The sequence below is a fragment of the Bradyrhizobium sp. 137 genome (genome assembly GCF_023074095.1).
GTDB lineage: Bacteria > Pseudomonadota > Alphaproteobacteria > Rhizobiales > Xanthobacteraceae > Bradyrhizobium.
In genome coordinates, this window is record NZ_JADPKU010000067.1 from 310,776 (window position 1) to 326,719 (window position 15,944).

The window sequence follows — 15,944 nt, forward strand, 5'->3', positions numbered from 1 at the left end:
CATGCCGAGTTTCGTCATCGACAGGCCGATTTTCGCCTGGGTGGTTGCGCTATTCATCTGCTTGATCGGTGCGATTGCGGTTCCGCTGCTGCCGATCGCGCAATATCCGATCATCGCGCCGCCCTCGATCTCGGTTTCGACCAGCTATCCCGGCGCCTCCCCGGAGAACCTCTACAACAGCGTCACGCGACTGATCGAGGAGGAGCTCAACGGCGCGGCCAACATCCTCAACTTCGAATCGACCAGCGACTCGCTCGGCCAGGTCGAGATTATCGCCAATTTCCAGCCGGGCACCGATACCAGCGCGGCCTCGGTCGAGGTGCAGAACCGCATCAAGCGCGTCGAGGCGCGCCTGCCGCGCGCCGTGATGCAGCAGGGCATCTTGATCGAGGAAGCCTCCAGCGCGGTGCTTCAGATCATCACGCTGAACTCGACCGACGGCAGCCTCGATGAGGTCGGCCTCGGCGACTTCATGATCCGCAACGTGCTCGGTGAGATCCGCCGCATTCCCGGCGTCGGCCGCGCCACGCTCTACTCGACCGAGCGCAGCTTGCGCGTCTGGGTCGATCCGGCCAAGCTCGTCGGTTATGGGCTGACCGCCGACGACGTCAACAAGGCCATCGGCGCGCAGAACGCGCAGGTCGCCTCGGGCAGCATCGGCGCGGAGCCGTCGACGTCGAGCCAGCGCACCTCCGCGCTGGTGCTGGTCAAGGGCCAGCTCTCGTCCCCGGACGAGTTCGGCGCCATCATCCTGCGCGCCAATGCCGACGGGTCGACCGTGCGCCTGCGCGACGTCGCACGTATCGAGGTCGGCGGCCTCAGCTACCAGTTCAACACGCGCCTCGACGGCAAGCCGACCGCCGGCCTGTCGGTGCTGATGTCGCCGACCGGCAACGCACTGGCAACCGCGAGCGCGGTCGAAGCGAAGATGAAGGAGCTGTCGCGCTTCTTTCCGGCGAACATCACCTACGAGATTCCCTACAACATCACGCCGGTGGTCGAAGCCTCGATCAAGAAGGTGCTGTCGACGCTGGTCGAGGCCGTGGTGCTGGTCTTCGTGGTGATGTTCTTGTTTCTCCAGAACATCCGCTACACCATCATTCCGACCATCGTGGTGCCGGTGGCGTTGCTCGGGGCCTGCTCCACGCTGCTGCTTGCCGGCTACTCCATCAACATGCTTTCGATGTTCGGCATGGTGCTCGCGGTCGGCATCCTCGTCGACGACGCCATCGTCGTGGTCGAGAACGTCGAACGCATCATGGCCGAGGAAGGCCTGCCGCCGAAGGAAGCGACGCGGAAAGCCATGTCGCAGATCACCGGCGCCATCATCGGCATCACGTTGGTGTTGATGGCGGTGTTCGTGCCGATGGCATTCTTCCCGGGCTCGGTCGGCATCATCTATCGCCAGTTCTCGGTGACCATGGTCGCAGCGATCGGCTTCTCCGCCTTCCTGGCGCTGTCGCTGACGCCGGCGCTGTGCGCGACCCTGCTCAAGCCCGTCGAGGCCGGCCACGGTCACGCGAAGAGGGGCGTGTTCGGCTGGTTCAACCGCATGCTCGAAGGCGGCAAGGAGCGCTATTCCCGAACCGTCGGATTCTCGCTGAAGCGGACCGGCCGCCTGATGCTGGTCTACGCCGCGCTGCTGGTCGGCTTGTCCTGGGCCTTCATCAACCTGCCCGGCGGCTTCCTGCCCGTCGACGATCAGGGCTTCGTCACCACCGACGTGCAGACGCCGTCGGATTCGTCCTACGCGCGCACCGAAGCCGTGATCGAAAAGGTGGAAAAATATCTGGCACAGCGGCCGGGCGTCGACAACGTCACCTTCCTCACTGGCTTCAGCTTCTCCGGCCAGGGCATGAACACCGCGCAGGCGTTCATCACCTTGAAGGACTGGTCGGAACGCGGGCCAAAGGACTCCGCCGCCGCGATCGTCAACGACATCAACCGCGACCTGTCGTCTTCCGTTCGCGATGCAAAGATCTCAGCGCTCCAGCCGCCGCCGATCGACAATCTCGGCAATTCCTCGGGCTTCTCGTTCCGTCTCCAGGACCGCGGCCAGAAGGGCTATCAGCAATTGATGCGCGCCGCGGATCAACTGATCGCCGAAGCCAATGCGAGCCCCGTGCTGCAGAAGGTCTATATCGAAGGCCTGCCCGAGGCCGGCGTGGTCAATCTCGTGATCGACCGCGAGAAGGCCGGCGCCTTCGGCGTCACCTTCGAGGACATCAACAACACGATCTCGACCAATCTCGGCTCGAACTACATCAACGACTTCCCGAACCGCGGCCGCATGCAGCGCGTCGTGGTGCAGGCCGACGCCCGCGACCGCATGCGGACCGAGGACATCCTCAACTACAACGTCAAGAACAGCCGCGGCCAGCTGGTGCCGTTCTCCTCGTTCGCCACGGTGGAATGGGCGCGGGGGCCGACGCAGATCGCCGGCTTCAACTACTACCCGGCTGTGCGCATCTCCGGCGAGGCGAAACCCGGCTTCACCTCGGGCGATGCGATCGCCGAGATGGAGCGGCTCGCAGGCAGGTTGCCGCGCGGCTTTGGTTATGAATGGACGGGGCAGTCACTCCAGGAGAAGCTCTCGGGCTCGCAGGCGCCGTTCCTGCTGGCGCTGTCGGTGTTCGTGGTGTTCCTGTGCCTTGCCGCACTCTATGAAAGCTGGACCATTCCGCTCGCGGTGCTGCTCACCGTGCCGCTGGGCATCGTCGGCGCGGTCGTCGCAGCGACGCTGCGGAGCTTGCCCAACGACGTCTACTTCACCGTCGGCCTGATCACCATCATTGGCCTTGCCGCAAAGGACGCGATCCTGATCATCGAGTTCGCGAAAGATCTGCGCAAGGAGGGCAAGCCGCTGGTGGAGGCCACCATCGAGGCTTGCCGCCTGCGCTTCCGCCCGATCCTGATGACCGGCCTCGCCTTCATCTGCGGCGTGCTGCCGATGGCGATCGCCCACGGCGCCGGCGGCGCCAGCCAGCAAGCGCTCGGCTCCGTCGTGATGGGCGGCATGATCGCGGTGGTGATCCTGGCGCTCTTGATGGTGCCGGTGTTCTTCGTCTCGGTGCAGCGCGTGTTGGGCGGGGATCGGGAGCCGGTGGCGGCGAAGGAAGGCGAGGCCTACGGGCCGCCGGCGCCGGTTCGACACTAAGCAGGTCGCGTCACATCCCTTACCTCGCCCGGTTGCGGGGCGAGGGAGCGCAGCGTCGCTGTGGCGGCACCTTACGCCGACTTCCGCAAGATCTTCACAAGCTCCCCGTGCACGAACTCGTTCCCGCACACGACATGTCCGGTCACCAGCGCATCGCCGGGCGTGTCGATATCGCTCACCGTGCCGCCGGCTTCCCGCACCATGATCTGGCCGGCCGCGATGTCCCAGGGTGACAGATTCCGTTCCCAATAGCCGTCGAGACGGCCGGCGGCGACGAAGGCGAGGTCGAGCGAGGCGGCGCCGAAGCGGCGCAGGCCAGCGACGCGGTCCTGGATCGCGGTCATCTCGCGGCGGAATTCCTCGTGGTCGCCGCGGCCGAGATGGGGCAGGCCGCAGGCCACCACGCATTCGTTGAGCTGGCGGCGGCCGGCCACGCGCAGCCGCTGGTCATTGAGGAAGGCGCCCTTGCCGCGCTCGGCGATGTAGAGCTCGTCGTTAGCGGGGTTGTAGATCACGCCCGCGATGACCGTGCCCTCGCGTGCAAGGCCGATCGAGATCGCGAATTGCGGGATGCCGTGCAGGAAGTTGGTGGTGCCGTCCAAGGGATCGACGATCCAGGTATGGCTCTTGTCGCTGCCTTCGCGAGTGCCGCCCTCTTCGCCGATGAAACCGTAGCCGGGCCGCGCCTTGGCGAGGTCCTGGTAGAGGATCTCCTCGGCCCGCTTGTCAGCGAGCGAGACGAAATTCGCCGGGCCCTTCAGCGAGACCTGAAGATGCTCGATCTCGCCGAGATCGCGCTTGAGGCTGCGGCCGGCGCGACGCGCAGCCTTCACCATGACATTGATCGTTGCGGAGTACAGCATGAGCTCTGGTCTTGATCGGGAGGAAATGGCGCGAAATCGCGCCTGTTAAGGGATGGGGTGCCCTGCGAGGGCGCCAAGGTCAAGTCATTTGGTCCCAAGCCATTTCTTGGCCGCGGCCTCGGCCTTGGCCCGGTCTTCGGCCGGCAGATCGGACAATTGCTTGTCGAGCTCCGGGTCACCCTTGCCGGCGGTCTTGGCCACCAGGTGCCATTTGAAGCCTTCGATCTTGTCCACGGACGTGCCCATGCCGTTGATCAGCACCCAGGCCAGCCGGTTCTGCGCGATCGCGCTGCCCTGGCGGGATGCCTTGCGGAGCAACGCGACAGCCGCCGGCTGGTTCTGCGGCGTGCCGGTGCCGTTGAACATGGCGATGGCATATTCGACTTCGGCATCGACATTGTCGGCGAGCGAAGCGGCTTGGAGCAGCCGCACGGCCCGTTCGGGGTCCTTCGGCACACCGGTGCCTTCCTTGTAGAAGGTCGCGAGCGCGTATTGCGCCTCGGGAAGGCCGGCATCGGCGGCTTGGCGCAGCAGCTCGGCGGACCGCTTGACGTCCTGCGGTAGCGTCTGGCCGTCGAGATACAGCAAAGCGAGGTTATAGGCCGCCTTCGGCTCGCCGAGCTTGGCGGCGGACGCCATCAGCTTGACCGCTTCGGCCTTGTCGACCGGGCCGCCGCGGCCGGAGATGCGCAGCATGGCGAGCGCGAACATCGCCTCGCGGTCGCCGGCGTCCGCAGCGCGCTTGTACCATTCCTGCGCCTTGGCGTAGTCGCGGCGGATGCCCATGGCGTTGGAATAGAGCTCGCCGAGCATGGTCATCGCCTTGGGATCGCCTCCTTGCGCGCGGGCGGTGGCGAGCTCGAACGCCGTCTTGTACTGCCCGCGCTGGTAGGCGCCGAACACCAGATCGACATTGGAATTGTCGGTCGGCGGCGCGGGGATCACGGTCGCGGCCGGGGCCGGCTTGGAGGAGGGGGCCGGTTTCGGGGAGGCTGAAGGCTTCGGCGCCGGTGCAGCCTCCTTCTTGTTGGTGAGCGCGTGCGGCTTCGGCTTCGGTTTCTCAGGTGCCGCGCTCGGCGTTGTGGCCGGCGGGGTGATCTGGAGCTGCGCCGCCGCAGGCCCTGTGAGCAGCAGCGTGGCCAAAATGGTGATGCGCGGGAGCTTCATGTCCGGTGCTAGCCGTGCTCCTGGCGAGCCGGCGCCGTCGCATGGGCCTTCTTGATGGCAGCATCGGCCTCGATTAACGCGGCCTTGGGCCCGCGCGGATCGGCCCAGATGAACTCGCCGGCCAGCACGAAATCGGCGCCGCTGGCGGCGAAGTCGTAAGCCTCTTCCAGCGAGGTGGCAAAGCCGACGCAAGGCGGCTCGAACAGCTCGGCCCACCAGTCCAGCCGCTCGGCGATCGCCTGTGACGACGGGCGCTGCCCCTTGGCGTCAGGCTCGCCGAACAGCACGTAATCGGCGCCCATCTCGCCCGCGCTCATGGAATCGTGGCGCGTGGCAAGCCCGCCGACGCCGGCGATGCGATCCGGTTTGAGCGAGGGCGCCGCCTCTTCCAGCGCGGCAAGGCCGGTAAGGTGCGCACCATCGGCGCCGCCGCGCGCGACCAGCTCGGCATGGCCGTCGATCAGCAACGCGGCCCCTGCCTTCTGCACCGGCGGCGCCAAGGCCTTGATGCGCGAGATCATGGTGCGCTGGTCAGTCTCCTTCAGCCGCAGCAGCACGGCGGCGACATCGGCAGAGGCGAGCAGGGCAGGCAGCTCGGCGACGAGCAATGCCGGATCATCGACAACAGGCGTCGCGAGATAGAGACGCGGCGCCGGGCGCGGCGGAGGCGGCTTGTTCGACAAGATCTAGGCTGCCTTCCGTTCCAGGCTGCTTTGCCATTCGCCCTTAGACGCAAGGCCGTTCATCCGCGCGCGGTGGCTGAAGGCACGTTGTCCGGCCGCGACGTTCTCGGCCTTGCCGGACCAGGCCTTCTGCGGCGCGGCCTGAAGTGCGCGGCCGTAGGAGAAGGTCAGGCTCCAGGGCAGCGGGCCGAGCTTGTGCATGGCGTTGAGATGCGCGGTCGCCTCCTCGTCGGACTGGCCGCCGGAGAGGAAGGCGATGCCCGGCACCGCCGCCGGCACGCAGGCCTTCAGCAGCCGCACTGTCTTCTCCGCGACTTCCTCGACGGAAGCCTGCTTCGCGCACTTCTTGCCTGAGATCGCCATGTTCGGTTTCAGCACCATGCCTTCGAGCGCGACGCGTTGCACGCGCAACTCCTGAAATGTCGTGTTGAGCACGCGTTGCGTCACCTCATAGCACTGATCGATGTCGTGATCGCCATCCATCAGCACCTCCGGCTCGACGATCGGCACGATCTGCGCGGCCTGGCACAGCGCGGCATAGCGCGCCAGCGCATGGGCGTTGACGCTGATCGCGGTCATCGAGGGAATGCCGCTGCCGATGTCGATCACCGCGCGCCATTTGGCGAAGCGCGCGCCGCGCTCGTAATATTTCTTCAGGCGCTCGGCGAGCTTATCGAGGCCGACGGTAACGAGCTCGCCCGGGCACATCGGCAAGGCTTGCGTACCTTCGTCGACCTTGATGCCGGGGATAGCGCCGGTCTCCTCGATCAGCCTGATCAGCGGCGTGCCATCCTTGGCGTCCTGCCAGATCGTCTCGTCATAGAGGATCACGCCGGAGATGTACTGGCTCATGGCCTCCTTGGAGCGAAACAGCATCTCGCGATAGTCGCGGCGGTTGGTTTCCGTGGATTCCACGCCGATTGCGTCAAAACGCTTCTTGATGGTGCCGGAGGATTCGTCGGCGGCAAGGATGCCCTTGCCGGGCGCGACCATGGCGGTCGCAATCCTGTTGAGCTCAGTCAGATTCATCGAGAGGTCCTCCCAAAACGATTCTGCCCTTGCCCGTGAAAATAGACCGTTCTCGGGCAATTGCCGAGTTAACGTTCGTCGCAGGGTGAAGGGCCTTCTGTCATTCCGGGATGGCCGAAAAGCGCAGGCCCGGAATCCATAACCCCCGGCTGTGGTTATGGATTCCGGGCCCACGCTTCGCGTGTCCCGGAATGACGGGAGGTATGCCTAAGGGCGTTACGCCAGCGCGATCGCTATGCGACGCGGGGATCGAGCTCGCCCTTGGCGTAGCGCTTGGCCATCTCGGCGGTGGTCAGCACCTTCTTGATCTTCGAGGCCTGGCCGGCGGTATTGAACTCCTGGAGGCGCTGCTTGCACAGCTTGGTCATCGCCTCCATTGCCGGCTTCAGGTACTTGCGCGGATCGAACTCCTCCGGATTGTCCTTGAGCACTTTCCGGATCTGGCCGGTCATCGCCATGCGGTTGTCGGTGTCGATGTTGATCTTGCGCACGCCGTTCTTGATGCCGCGCTGGATCTCGGCCACCGGCACGCCCCAGGTCGGCTTCATCGTGCCGCCATAGGCGTTGATGATGTCCTGGAGGTCCTGCGGCACCGATGAGGAGCCGTGCATCACGAGATGCGTATTCGGCAGCTTGCGGTGGATCTCCTCGATCACGTTCATGGCGAGGATGTCGCCGTCCGGCTTGCGGGTGAACTTGTAGGCGCCGTGGGAGGTGCCCATCGCGATCGCGAGCGCGTCGACCTTGGTCTCCTTCACGAACTTCACGGCCTCGTCCGGATTGGTCAGGAGCTGGTCGTGGCTGAGCTTGCCTTCGGCGCCGTGGCCGTCCTCCTTGTCGCCCATGCCTGTCTCGAGCGAGCCGAGCACGCCGAGTTCGCCTTCGACCGAGATGCCGCCGAGATGGGCCATGTCGGTCACGGTCTTGGTGACGCCGACATTGTAGGCCCAGTCGCCGGGGGTCTTGCCGTCGGCCTTGAGCGAGCCGTCCATCATCACCGAGGTGAAGCCGGCCTGGATCGCGGTCATGCAGGTCGCCGGCTCGTTGCCGTGGTCGAGATGCACGCAGACCGGAATGTGCGGATAGATCTCGGTCACCGCGTCCATCATGTGCTTGAGCATGACGTCGTTGGCGTAGGAGCGCGCGCCGCGCGAGGCCTGGATAATGACGGGCGCGTCGACCTGGTTGGCCGCGTCCATGATCGCCAGCGCCTGCTCCATGTTGTTGATGTTGAAGGCCGGTACGCCGTAATCGTTTTCCGCCGCATGGTCGAGCAGTTGACGTAACGTGATCCGAGCCATCTGTCTTTTTCTCCGGTTTGGGCCTGCAAGGCCACTCAATGTTTGCCGACTTAAAGCTTACTTGATGCGCAGCACCTCGACGCCTGGCAGGGGCTTGCCTTCCATCCATTCAAGGAACGCGCCACCGGCGGTCGAGACATAGGTGAAACTGCCGGCGACGCCGGCCTGGTTGAGCGCGGCAACGGTGTCGCCGCCGCCCGCGATCGAGATCAGCTTCTTCGCCTTGGTGCGTTCGGCGGCGTGCCTGGCGGCCGCGACCGTGCCGCGGTCGAACGGCTGCATCTCGAAGGCGCCGAGCGGTCCGTTCCAGACCAGCGTCGCCGCATCGTCGATCGCGGCGTGAACGCGCACGATGGATTGCGGGCCGACGTCGAGGATCATGCCGTCGGCAGGGATCGCATCGAGCCCATAGGCATGCGATGGCGCGTTGGCGGCGAAATGGTAAGCCACGGTGGCGTCCACGGGGAGAATGATGGCGCAATTGGCGGCTTCCGCCTTCTCCATGATGCGCAGCGCAGTGGCGGCGAGATCCTTCTCGGCCAGCGACTTGCCGACCGCGACGCCCTGGGCGTGCAGGAAGGTGTTGGCCATGCCGCCGCCAATCACGAGCGCATCGACCTTGGTGACGAGGTTTTCGAGCAGGTCGATCTTGGTCGAAACTTTCGCGCCGCCGATGATCGCTATGACCGGCTTGGTCGGCGAGCCCAGCGCCTTCTCTAGCGCGTCGAGCTCGGCCTGCATGGTGCGGCCGGCATAGGCCGGCAGCTTGTGGCCGAGGCCTTCGGTCGAGGCGTGGGCGCGGTGCGCCGCCGAGAACGCGTCATTGACCCAGACGTCGCCGAGCTTTGCCAGTTCTGCGACGAAGGCGGAATCGTTCTTTTCCTCTTCTTTATGGAAGCGGGTGTTTTCCAGGCAGAGAATGTCGCCGTCCTTCAAGCTGGCGACGGCCTTGGCCGCCGGCTCGCCGATGCAGTCGTCGGCAAAGGCAACGGGCTTCTTCACGACCTTGGACAGGGCTTCGGCAACCGGCTTGAGCGATTCCTTGGGATCGCGGCCCTTCGGCCGGCCGAAATGCGCGAGCAGGATGACCTTGCCGCCTTTGTCGGAGATCTCGCTGATGGTCGGGGCGACGCGCTCGAGCCGCGTTGCGTCGCTGACGCGCCCATTCTCCATGGGTACGTTCAGATCGACGCGCAGCAATACGCGTTTGCCCTTCACGTCGACGTCGTCGAGGGTGCGGAATGATTTCGTCATTGGAGGCCCCTTGTCCCGGGCGCTACTAGCGGCGCGTAGTGCCGCTGTGCAGAACCGGGACCGCACGTTGCGGCGAGTCCCGCGGTTGAATGGGTCCCGGATCTGCGAAGCAGCATTTCACGCTGCATCGCGTCCGGGACACGAGAGCGGCCTTAGATCACCTTCGCGATCGCGACGGCGGTGTCCGCCATGCGGTTCGAGAAGCCCCACTCGTTGTCGTACCAGGACATCACGCGCACCAGCGTGCCGTTCTGCACCTTGGTCTGGTCCTCGTGGAAGGTCGAGGAGTGCGGGTCATGATTGAAGTCGATCGAGACGTTCGGCGCGGTGGTGTAGCCGAGGATGCCCTTGAGCTGCTGCTCGGAGGCGCGCTTCATCGCCGCGTTGACCTCCTTGGCGTCGGTGGCGCGCTTGGCGACGATCTTGAGGTCGACGACCGAGACGTTCGGGGTCGGCACGCGGATCGCGACGCCGTCGAGCTTGCCCTTCAGCTCGGGCAGCACGAGGCCGATCGCCTTGGCGGCGCCGGTCGAGGTCGGGATCATCGACATCGCGGCGGCGCGGCCGCGGTAGAGATCCTTGTGCAGCGTGTCCAGCGTCGGTTGGTCGCCGGTATAGGCGTGGATCGTGGTCATGAAGCCGGTCTCGATGCCGACGAGATCGTTCAGCACCTTGGCGACCGGCGCGAGGCAGTTCGTGGTGCAGGAGCCGTTGGAGACGACCAGGTGATCCCTGGTCAGCGTGTCGTGGTTGACGCCGTAGACGATGGTGGCATCGGCGCCGTCGGCGGGCGCGGAGACCAGCACGCGCTTGGCGCCGGCGGTCAAATGCGCAGACGCCTTGTCCTTCGAGGTGAAGATGCCGGTGCATTCCAGCGCGACATCGACGCCGAGATCCCTCCACGGCAGCTTCGAGGGATCGCGCTCGGCGGTCACCTTGATCTTGCCGTTGCCCAGGTTGATCGAGTCACCGTCGACGGTGACGGTGCCGGGGAAACGGCCATGGACGCTATCGAAACGGAGCAGATGGGCGTTGGTCTCGACCGGGCCGAGGTCGTTGATGCCGACCACCTCGATGTCCTTGCGGCCTGACTCCGCGATAGCCCGCAGGACGTTGCGGCCAATGCGGCCAAAACCGTTAATTCCGACGCGGACTGCCATGTTTCGTCTCCTTCAATGACCGTTGTCATCCCGCACAACGCGCTTTCGTGCGCCTGCGAGGGTTTTTTAGGGGCGGGCGCCCGGTTCGGCCGGGCGGTGCTTGATCATATGGGAGATTAGGTAGTCCTTTTTTGCGGCAAGCTCAACTCTCAGGAAACGCGCTTCAGCACAGCGTTAACCGCGGCCTCGGTGGTGATGCCGAAATGCTTGTAGAGCTCCTTGGCAGGTCCGCTTTCGCCGAAGGAATGCATGCCGATGAATTCGCCGTCCTGGCCGATCACGGCGTCCCAGCCCCAGCGCACGGCGGCCTCGATCGCAATCTTGACCGGCGCGTTCCCGATGATCGCGGCGCGTTTGGCCTCTGGTTGCGCTAACAACAGCTCGAGTGCAGGAACAGAGACCACCCGTGACGCGATGCCGCGTTCGGCGAGCTGCTTCTGGGCGGCGACCGCGATCTCCACCTCTGAGCCGGAGGCGAACAGCGTCACCTTGGCTTCGCCCTGAGCTGCGACCAGCTCATAGGCGCCGGCCGCGCAGGGATTGTCGTTCGGTGCGCTGGTACGGAGCTGCGGCAGGTTCTGGCGCGTCAGCGCCAGCACGGTCGGGCCGTCGACGCGGTTGAGCGCGAGCTCCCAGCACTCGGCGACCTCGATGGAATCGCAAGGACGGAACACGCGCATGTTGGGAATGGCGCGCAATGCGGCGAGATGCTCGACCGGTTGATGAGTCGGACCGTCTTCGCCGAGGCCGATGGAATCGTGCGTCATCACATAGACGACGCCGGCGCCCATCAGCGCGGCAAGGCGCATCGCGGGACGTGCGTAGTCGGTGAACACCAGGAAGGTCGCGCCGTTCGGCGCGAAGCCGCCGTGCAGGAAGATGCCGTTCATCGCGGCGGCCATGCCGTGCTCGCGAATGCCGTAATGGATGAAGCGGCCCTTCGGCGTCTTGGCGGAGAAGGCGGTCGCCGACTTGGCCTTGTTGTTGTTGGAGCCGGTGAGGTCGGCGGAGCCCGCCAAAAATTCCATCGGCATCGCGGCCGCGATCGCCTCGATCGCCGCCTCCGACGATTTGCGGGTCGCCGCCGTCAGCGGTTTTTCCAACAGCTCCTTCTTGTGCGCCCGCAGCGCCTTTGCCAGCGAGGCCGGACGCTCATGGCGCAGGCGGCGCTCGAACTCGGCGCGCTTGCGGCTGCCGAGCTCACCGAGCCGTGCTTCCCATTCCTGGCGCGCTGCTGCGCCGCGACGGCCGGCGTCACGCCACGCCTTCAGCACGTCCTCGGCGACCGCGAATGGCTCGAGCGAGATGCCGAGATTTTCCTTGGCGGCCTTGAGCTCGTCGGCGCCGAGCGCCTCGCCATGCACTTTCGACGTGCCGGCTTTGTGCGGCGCGCCGAAGCCAATGGTGGTGCGGCAGGCGATCAGCGTCGGCTTGTTCGATTTCTTGGCGCGCGTGATCGCCTCAGTGATCGCGGCCTGGTCCTGGCCGTCGATCTTCTCGGCCGCCCAGCCCGCCGACTTGAAGCGCTTCACCTGGTCGACGGAATCGGAGAGTGTGGTCGGGCCGTCGATCGAGATGCCGTTGTCGTCGTAGAGCACGATCAGCTTGTTGAGCTTCCAGTGCCCGGCCATCGCAATCGCTTCCTGCGACACGCCCTCCATCAGGTCGCCGTCGGAGGCGAGCACGTAGGTGTGGTGGTCGACGATCTTCTTGCCGAACTCGGCTGCCAGCATCTTCTCGGCGAGCGCCATGCCGACCGCGGTGGAGATGCCCTGGCCGAGCGGGCCGGTGGTGGTCTCGATACCCCTGGTGCGGAAATTCTCGGGGTGTCCTGGGGTGAGCGAATCGACCTGGCGGAACTGCTTGATCTGGTCCAGCGTCATCTCGGAATTGCCGGTTAGGTACAGCAGCGAATAGAGCAGCATCGAGCCGTGACCGGCCGAGAGCACGAAGCGGTCGCGATCCGGCCAGGCCGGCGCGGAGGCGTCAAATTTCAGGAACTGGGTGAACAGCACGGTGGCGATGTCGGCAGCGCCCATCGGCAGGCCCGGATGGCCCGATTTGGCCTTCTCGACGGCGTCCATCGAGAGGCCGCGGATCGCGTTGGCCATACGGGTGTGATCGACCTGCGTCATGTCTGAAATCCGTCTGAAATGAAGCGCTTGGAGGCGATGTACGCCCGCGCGGGAAGGAGCCTGGCGGCCACTGAAGGTCGGGGCTGGGATAGCACCTCGGTTCCGGGAGTCCAAGGCAATCAAACGCCGGTTTGGCCGCAAAAGTTGCCTGTGTGGAAATCGGATTTCCGCCGGGATCGGGCCCAGGAGAACTGACGGATCAGCACGACCTTCTCCCGATCTATCGGTGCATAGTTTCGCGGCGGCGTTGCGCTTGGCTAGCTTGCCACGTAAATTTCTGCTTCTAACCGCTTGCCGAACCGAGTCTTTTGCCGGACGGCGAGCCCCAGTAACAAGGCCACTGGGCAAAGGCCGGTAGGTTCCGCCGCTGACTGCATGAACGATCGCGTATCCAACAGCTCTGCCATGACGGAATCATCCGCCGTCGAGATCGAGATCGCGACCCGCAGGCTCACGGCGGCGCTCGACGCACTCGAAAGCGCGGTGGAGCGGCGGCGCGATGCCGATCGCGACGAGAACGAGCTCGCGGCGCGAATCCAGGCGCTCGGCGCGGACCGCTCGCGGCTCGCCGACGAGCTCGATGGTGCGCTGGTGAAGGCGCGCAAGCTCGAGCGCACCAATCGCGAGATCTCCGACCGGCTGGATTCCGCGATTGTCACGATACGTTCGGTGCTCGATACCGGAGAGGACGGATGAGCCACATCAATGTCACCATCAATGGCCGGCAATACCGCATGGCTTGCGAGGAGGGCCAGGAGGTGCGGCTGCTGAAGCTCGCCGAAGGCCTGGAGACCCGCATCCAGTCCTTGCGCGGAAAGTTCGGCGAGATCGGCGATGCGCGCCTCACGGTGATGGCAGCGCTGACCGTGTGCGACGAGCTGGTCGACGCCGGCAATCGGATCCGCACCATGGAGCAGGAGCTGATCGAGCTCAGGGATTTCCGCAACGCCGCCGTCGAGCGCGCCCGGATGACGCAGACCGCGGTGGTGAATGCGCTGAACGCCGCCGCCGAACGCATCGAGAAGTCGACCCAGGTCCTGAACCGGACGGTCGGCAACGGCATCGCAATCGGTTAGGGGCCGCGATAGACGAGACGCGCTGAGCTGTCGTTCTCGATGTGGCGGCGGGCTCAACCTCTCCCGCTTGCGGGAGAGGTCGCGCCGAAGGCGCGGGTGAGGGCTCTCACCTCTTGGGGGTCTCGCCTGTGGAGATACCCTCTCCCCAACCCTCCCCCGCAAGCGGGGGAGGGAGCGCACTTCCGCCGTGGCTGCACCGAAGCTCCGCACTCTCGCCGGGCTGGCGGTTCGTCAATATCGTTGTTACATTGCGCAAGCGAGGCTGCGACGTGCGTCAGGAGCCATATATCCCCGGGGCCTTATCGATCCTTTAGGGAACTGTCCCTGGCCGGGCCCGTGGGCCCGGACATATGGTGCCCACCTACTTTCGTAGGGAACTCCGGGATCGAGTGCTTCAACGGCGTCCGCGGCTTCGCACTGTTTGCTTCCGGTTTGTGTTTGTCGAATTGCGTCCCGACACGCTTGCGGTTCAGTCAATCTCGGTGTCATGCCCCGCGCAGGCGGGGCATCCAGTACGCCGCAGCGTTGAGGTTCAAGCACTGGCGTCTCTGGAATACTGGATCGCCCGCCTGCGCGGGCGATGACGGCGGAGCAAGACTTCGCCCTCGGGGGAAAACGCGCATGTCCAGCTCCAAAGCCGAACTCCGCGCCAAAGCGCTCGGCAAGCGCGACGCGCTGAGCGAGAAGAAGCGCACCATCGCCGCCGCGAAGCTCGCCGAGCGCGGACTGCCGTTCAAGCTGCTGCCCGGCAGCATCGTCTCCGGCTATTCGCCGATCCGCAGCGAGATCGATCCGATGCCGCTGATGCGAGAGCTCGCCGAGCAAGGCGCGAAGCTGGCGCTGCCTTGCGTCACCGCGCGCGGCCAGTCGTTGATCTTCCGTCTCTTTCATCCGAGCGACCGCCTCATGCTCGGCCCGCTCGGCATTCCCGAGCCGTCGCCGGCCGCCAGCGAAGTCATCCCCGACATCATGCTGACGCCGCTCGCCGCCTTCGACCGTCTTGGCCATCGCATCGGCTATGGTGCGGGGCATTACGATTTCACCTTCGCGCATTTGCGGAAAGCCAAGAATATCGTCGGGATCGGGCTTGCCTTTGCGGCGCAGGAGATCGAGGCGGTTCCTGCACTATCGCACGACGTCGCGCTGGATTATGTGCTAACGGAATCGGACGTGTTCGATTTCCGGAGTTCTGAAGTTGCGCATTCTCTTCGTGGGTGACGTCGTTGGCCGCGCCGGACGCACGGCGATTGCTGATCATCTGCCTGGCATGGTCAAGGACTGGTCGCTCGACTTGGTCGTCGTCAACGGCGAGAATGCCGCCGGCGGCTTCGGCATCACGGAAGCGATCTACCAGGAATTCCTCGATGCCGGCGCCGACGCGGTAACGCTCGGCAATCACTCCTGGGACCAGCGTGAAGCCTTGGTTTTCATCGAGCGCGCCGAGCGCCTGGTGCGGCCGGCGAACTATCCGCGCGGCACGCCGGGCCGCGGCGCCGCGCTGGTCGAGGCCAAGAACGGCAAGCATGCGCTCGTCGTCAACGCTTTGGGGCGCGTCTTCATGACCCCGTTCGACGATCCGTTCGCGGCGCTGGAGCGCGAGCTCGGCGCCTGCCCGCTCGGCGTCGCGGCCGATGCCATCATCGTTGACTTCCATTGCGAGGCGAGCAGCGAGAAGCAGGGCATCGGCTTCTTCTGCGACGGCCGCGCCAGCCTCGTCGTCGGCACGCATACGCATGTGCCGACCGCCGACCATCAGATCCTGTCAGGCGGCACCGCCTACATGACCGATGCCGGCATGACCGGGGATTACGATTCGATCATCGGCATGCAGAAGGAAGAGCCGCTGCGCCGGTTCACCTCGGGGATTCCGTCGGGCCGCTTCGAGCCCGCCGCTGGAATGGCGACGCTCAGCGGCGTAGCAGTGGAGACCGATGATGCAACGGGGCTCGCGCTGCGGATCGCGCCGGTGCGGCTAGGAGGCAGGCTGGAGCCGACGACGCCGAAGTTCTGGTTGAGCTAGCACTACTTTGGCAGATTGTCGGATTCCTCTGAATTTTTAGGATTCCCGAATCGATTTTTCAATGATTCATGGGTGGTCGGCTCTTGGAGGGCTGACCAT

13 protein-coding genes and 1 other RNA gene are annotated in these 15,944 nt (G+C 65.2%); 6 read left to right on the forward strand and 8 right to left on the reverse strand.

Annotation, left to right across the window (positions count from 1 at the left end; genetic code table 11):
* Position 1: 1 nt before the first annotated feature.
* Positions 2 to 3,157: a multidrug efflux RND transporter permease subunit gene (locus IVA78_RS22575; RefSeq protein ID WP_247468020.1), complete on the forward strand. Its 3,156-nt coding sequence runs from the start codon at positions 2 to 4 to the stop codon at positions 3,155 to 3,157.
* A 71-nt stretch (positions 3,158 to 3,228) separates the two neighbouring features.
* Here the strand turns inward: IVA78_RS22575 and IVA78_RS22580 are convergent, their stop codons facing one another.
* The 8 genes from IVA78_RS22580 to tkt all read right to left on the reverse strand — a co-directional run bounded on the left by IVA78_RS22580 (position 3,229) and on the right by tkt (position 12,749).
* A complete protein-coding gene (locus IVA78_RS22580; protein WP_247468022.1) occupies positions 3,229 to 4,020 on the reverse strand; it encodes an inositol monophosphatase family protein in 792 nt (263 codons plus the stop codon).
* 84 nt (positions 4,021 to 4,104) lie between these two features.
* Complete coding sequence (locus IVA78_RS22585; RefSeq protein WP_247468026.1) at positions 4,105 to 5,187, reverse strand: tetratricopeptide repeat protein; 1,083 nt, start codon at positions 5,185 to 5,187, stop codon at positions 4,105 to 4,107.
* Between the two features lie 8 nt (positions 5,188 to 5,195).
* Complete coding sequence (locus IVA78_RS22590; RefSeq protein WP_247468029.1) at positions 5,196 to 5,870, reverse strand: thiamine phosphate synthase; 675 nt, start codon at positions 5,868 to 5,870, stop codon at positions 5,196 to 5,198.
* Positions 5,871 to 5,873: 3 nt separating this feature from the next.
* Positions 5,874 to 6,899 carry a class I fructose-bisphosphate aldolase gene (locus IVA78_RS22595; protein ID WP_247468032.1) on the reverse strand — a complete coding sequence of 342 codons (1,026 nt, stop codon included), beginning with the start codon at positions 6,897 to 6,899 and terminating at the stop codon, positions 5,874 to 5,876.
* A gap of 233 nt (positions 6,900 to 7,132) precedes the next feature.
* Positions 7,133 to 8,200 carry a class II fructose-bisphosphate aldolase gene (gene fba / locus IVA78_RS22600; RefSeq protein WP_247468035.1) on the reverse strand — a complete coding sequence of 356 codons (1,068 nt, stop codon included), beginning with the start codon at positions 8,198 to 8,200 and terminating at the stop codon, positions 7,133 to 7,135.
* A 57-nt stretch (positions 8,201 to 8,257) separates the two neighbouring features.
* A complete protein-coding gene (locus IVA78_RS22605) occupies positions 8,258 to 9,454 on the reverse strand; it encodes a phosphoglycerate kinase (protein WP_247468038.1) in 1,197 nt (398 codons plus the stop codon).
* Positions 9,455 to 9,606: 152 nt separating this feature from the next.
* Complete coding sequence (gene gap, locus IVA78_RS22610) at positions 9,607 to 10,614, reverse strand: type I glyceraldehyde-3-phosphate dehydrogenase (RefSeq protein WP_247468041.1); 1,008 nt, start codon at positions 10,612 to 10,614, stop codon at positions 9,607 to 9,609.
* Between the two features lie 149 nt (positions 10,615 to 10,763).
* Positions 10,764 to 12,749, reverse strand: a complete 1,986-nt coding sequence (gene tkt / locus IVA78_RS22615) for a transketolase (protein ID WP_247468044.1) — start codon at positions 12,747 to 12,749, stop codon at positions 10,764 to 10,766.
* A 405-nt stretch (positions 12,750 to 13,154) separates the two neighbouring features.
* On the opposite strand from tkt, the gene IVA78_RS22620 reads away from it, so the two are divergent.
* The 5 genes from IVA78_RS22620 to IVA78_RS22640 all read left to right on the forward strand — a co-directional run bounded on the left by IVA78_RS22620 (position 13,155) and on the right by IVA78_RS22640 (position 15,845).
* Entirely contained in the window at positions 13,155 to 13,445 is a 291-nt protein-coding gene (locus tag IVA78_RS22620) for a DUF4164 domain-containing protein (RefSeq protein WP_008546526.1), read from the forward strand.
* Positions 13,442 to 13,825 (forward strand): cell division protein ZapA, encoded by a 384-nt coding sequence (locus tag IVA78_RS22625; RefSeq protein WP_247468047.1) that lies wholly within the window; start codon positions 13,442 to 13,444, stop codon positions 13,823 to 13,825. The genes IVA78_RS22620 and IVA78_RS22625 overlap by 4 nt, the downstream gene beginning before the upstream one ends.
* A gap of 256 nt (positions 13,826 to 14,081) precedes the next feature.
* Positions 14,082 to 14,242: non-coding RNA, 6S RNA (gene ssrS, locus IVA78_RS22630), on the forward strand.
* 204 nt (positions 14,243 to 14,446) lie between these two features.
* The gene (locus tag IVA78_RS22635; RefSeq protein ID WP_247468048.1) at positions 14,447 to 15,043 is read left to right on the forward strand and encodes a 5-formyltetrahydrofolate cyclo-ligase; all 597 of its coding nucleotides are present in this window, start codon (positions 14,447 to 14,449) and stop codon (positions 15,041 to 15,043) included.
* Positions 15,021 to 15,845: a TIGR00282 family metallophosphoesterase gene (locus tag IVA78_RS22640; protein ID WP_247417969.1), complete on the forward strand. Its 825-nt coding sequence runs from the start codon at positions 15,021 to 15,023 to the stop codon at positions 15,843 to 15,845. Before IVA78_RS22635 ends, IVA78_RS22640 begins: the two co-directional genes overlap by 23 nt.
* The last annotated feature ends 99 nt before the right edge of the window (positions 15,846 to 15,944 follow it).

What these genes read in the sequence shown, in the direction of transcription:
- IVA78_RS22575 (WP_247468020.1), top strand. Translation starts at nt 2, where the DNA reads ATGCCGAGTTTCGTCATCGACAGGCCGATTTTCGCCTGGGTGGTTGCG.
- IVA78_RS22580 (WP_247468022.1), bottom strand. Translation starts at nt 4,020, where the DNA reads ATGCTGTACTCCGCAACGATCAATGTCATGGTGAAGGCTGCGCGTCGC.
- IVA78_RS22585 (WP_247468026.1), bottom strand. Translation starts at nt 5,187, where the DNA reads ATGAAGCTCCCGCGCATCACCATTTTGGCCACGCTGCTGCTCACAGGG.
- IVA78_RS22595 (WP_247468032.1), bottom strand. Translation starts at nt 6,899, where the DNA reads ATGAATCTGACTGAGCTCAACAGGATTGCGACCGCCATGGTCGCGCCC.
- fba (WP_247468035.1), bottom strand. Translation starts at nt 8,200, where the DNA reads ATGGCTCGGATCACGTTACGTCAACTGCTCGACCATGCGGCGGAAAAC.
- IVA78_RS22605 (WP_247468038.1), bottom strand. Translation starts at nt 9,454, where the DNA reads ATGACGAAATCATTCCGCACCCTCGACGACGTCGACGTGAAGGGCAAA.
- gap (WP_247468041.1), bottom strand. Translation starts at nt 10,614, where the DNA reads ATGGCAGTCCGCGTCGGAATTAACGGTTTTGGCCGCATTGGCCGCAAC.
- tkt (WP_247468044.1), bottom strand. Translation starts at nt 12,749, where the DNA reads ATGACGCAGGTCGATCACACCCGTATGGCCAACGCGATCCGCGGCCTC.
- IVA78_RS22620 (WP_008546526.1), top strand. Translation starts at nt 13,155, where the DNA reads ATGACGGAATCATCCGCCGTCGAGATCGAGATCGCGACCCGCAGGCTC.
- IVA78_RS22625 (WP_247468047.1), top strand. Translation starts at nt 13,442, where the DNA reads ATGAGCCACATCAATGTCACCATCAATGGCCGGCAATACCGCATGGCT.
- IVA78_RS22635 (WP_247468048.1), top strand. Translation starts at nt 14,447, where the DNA reads ATGTCCAGCTCCAAAGCCGAACTCCGCGCCAAAGCGCTCGGCAAGCGC.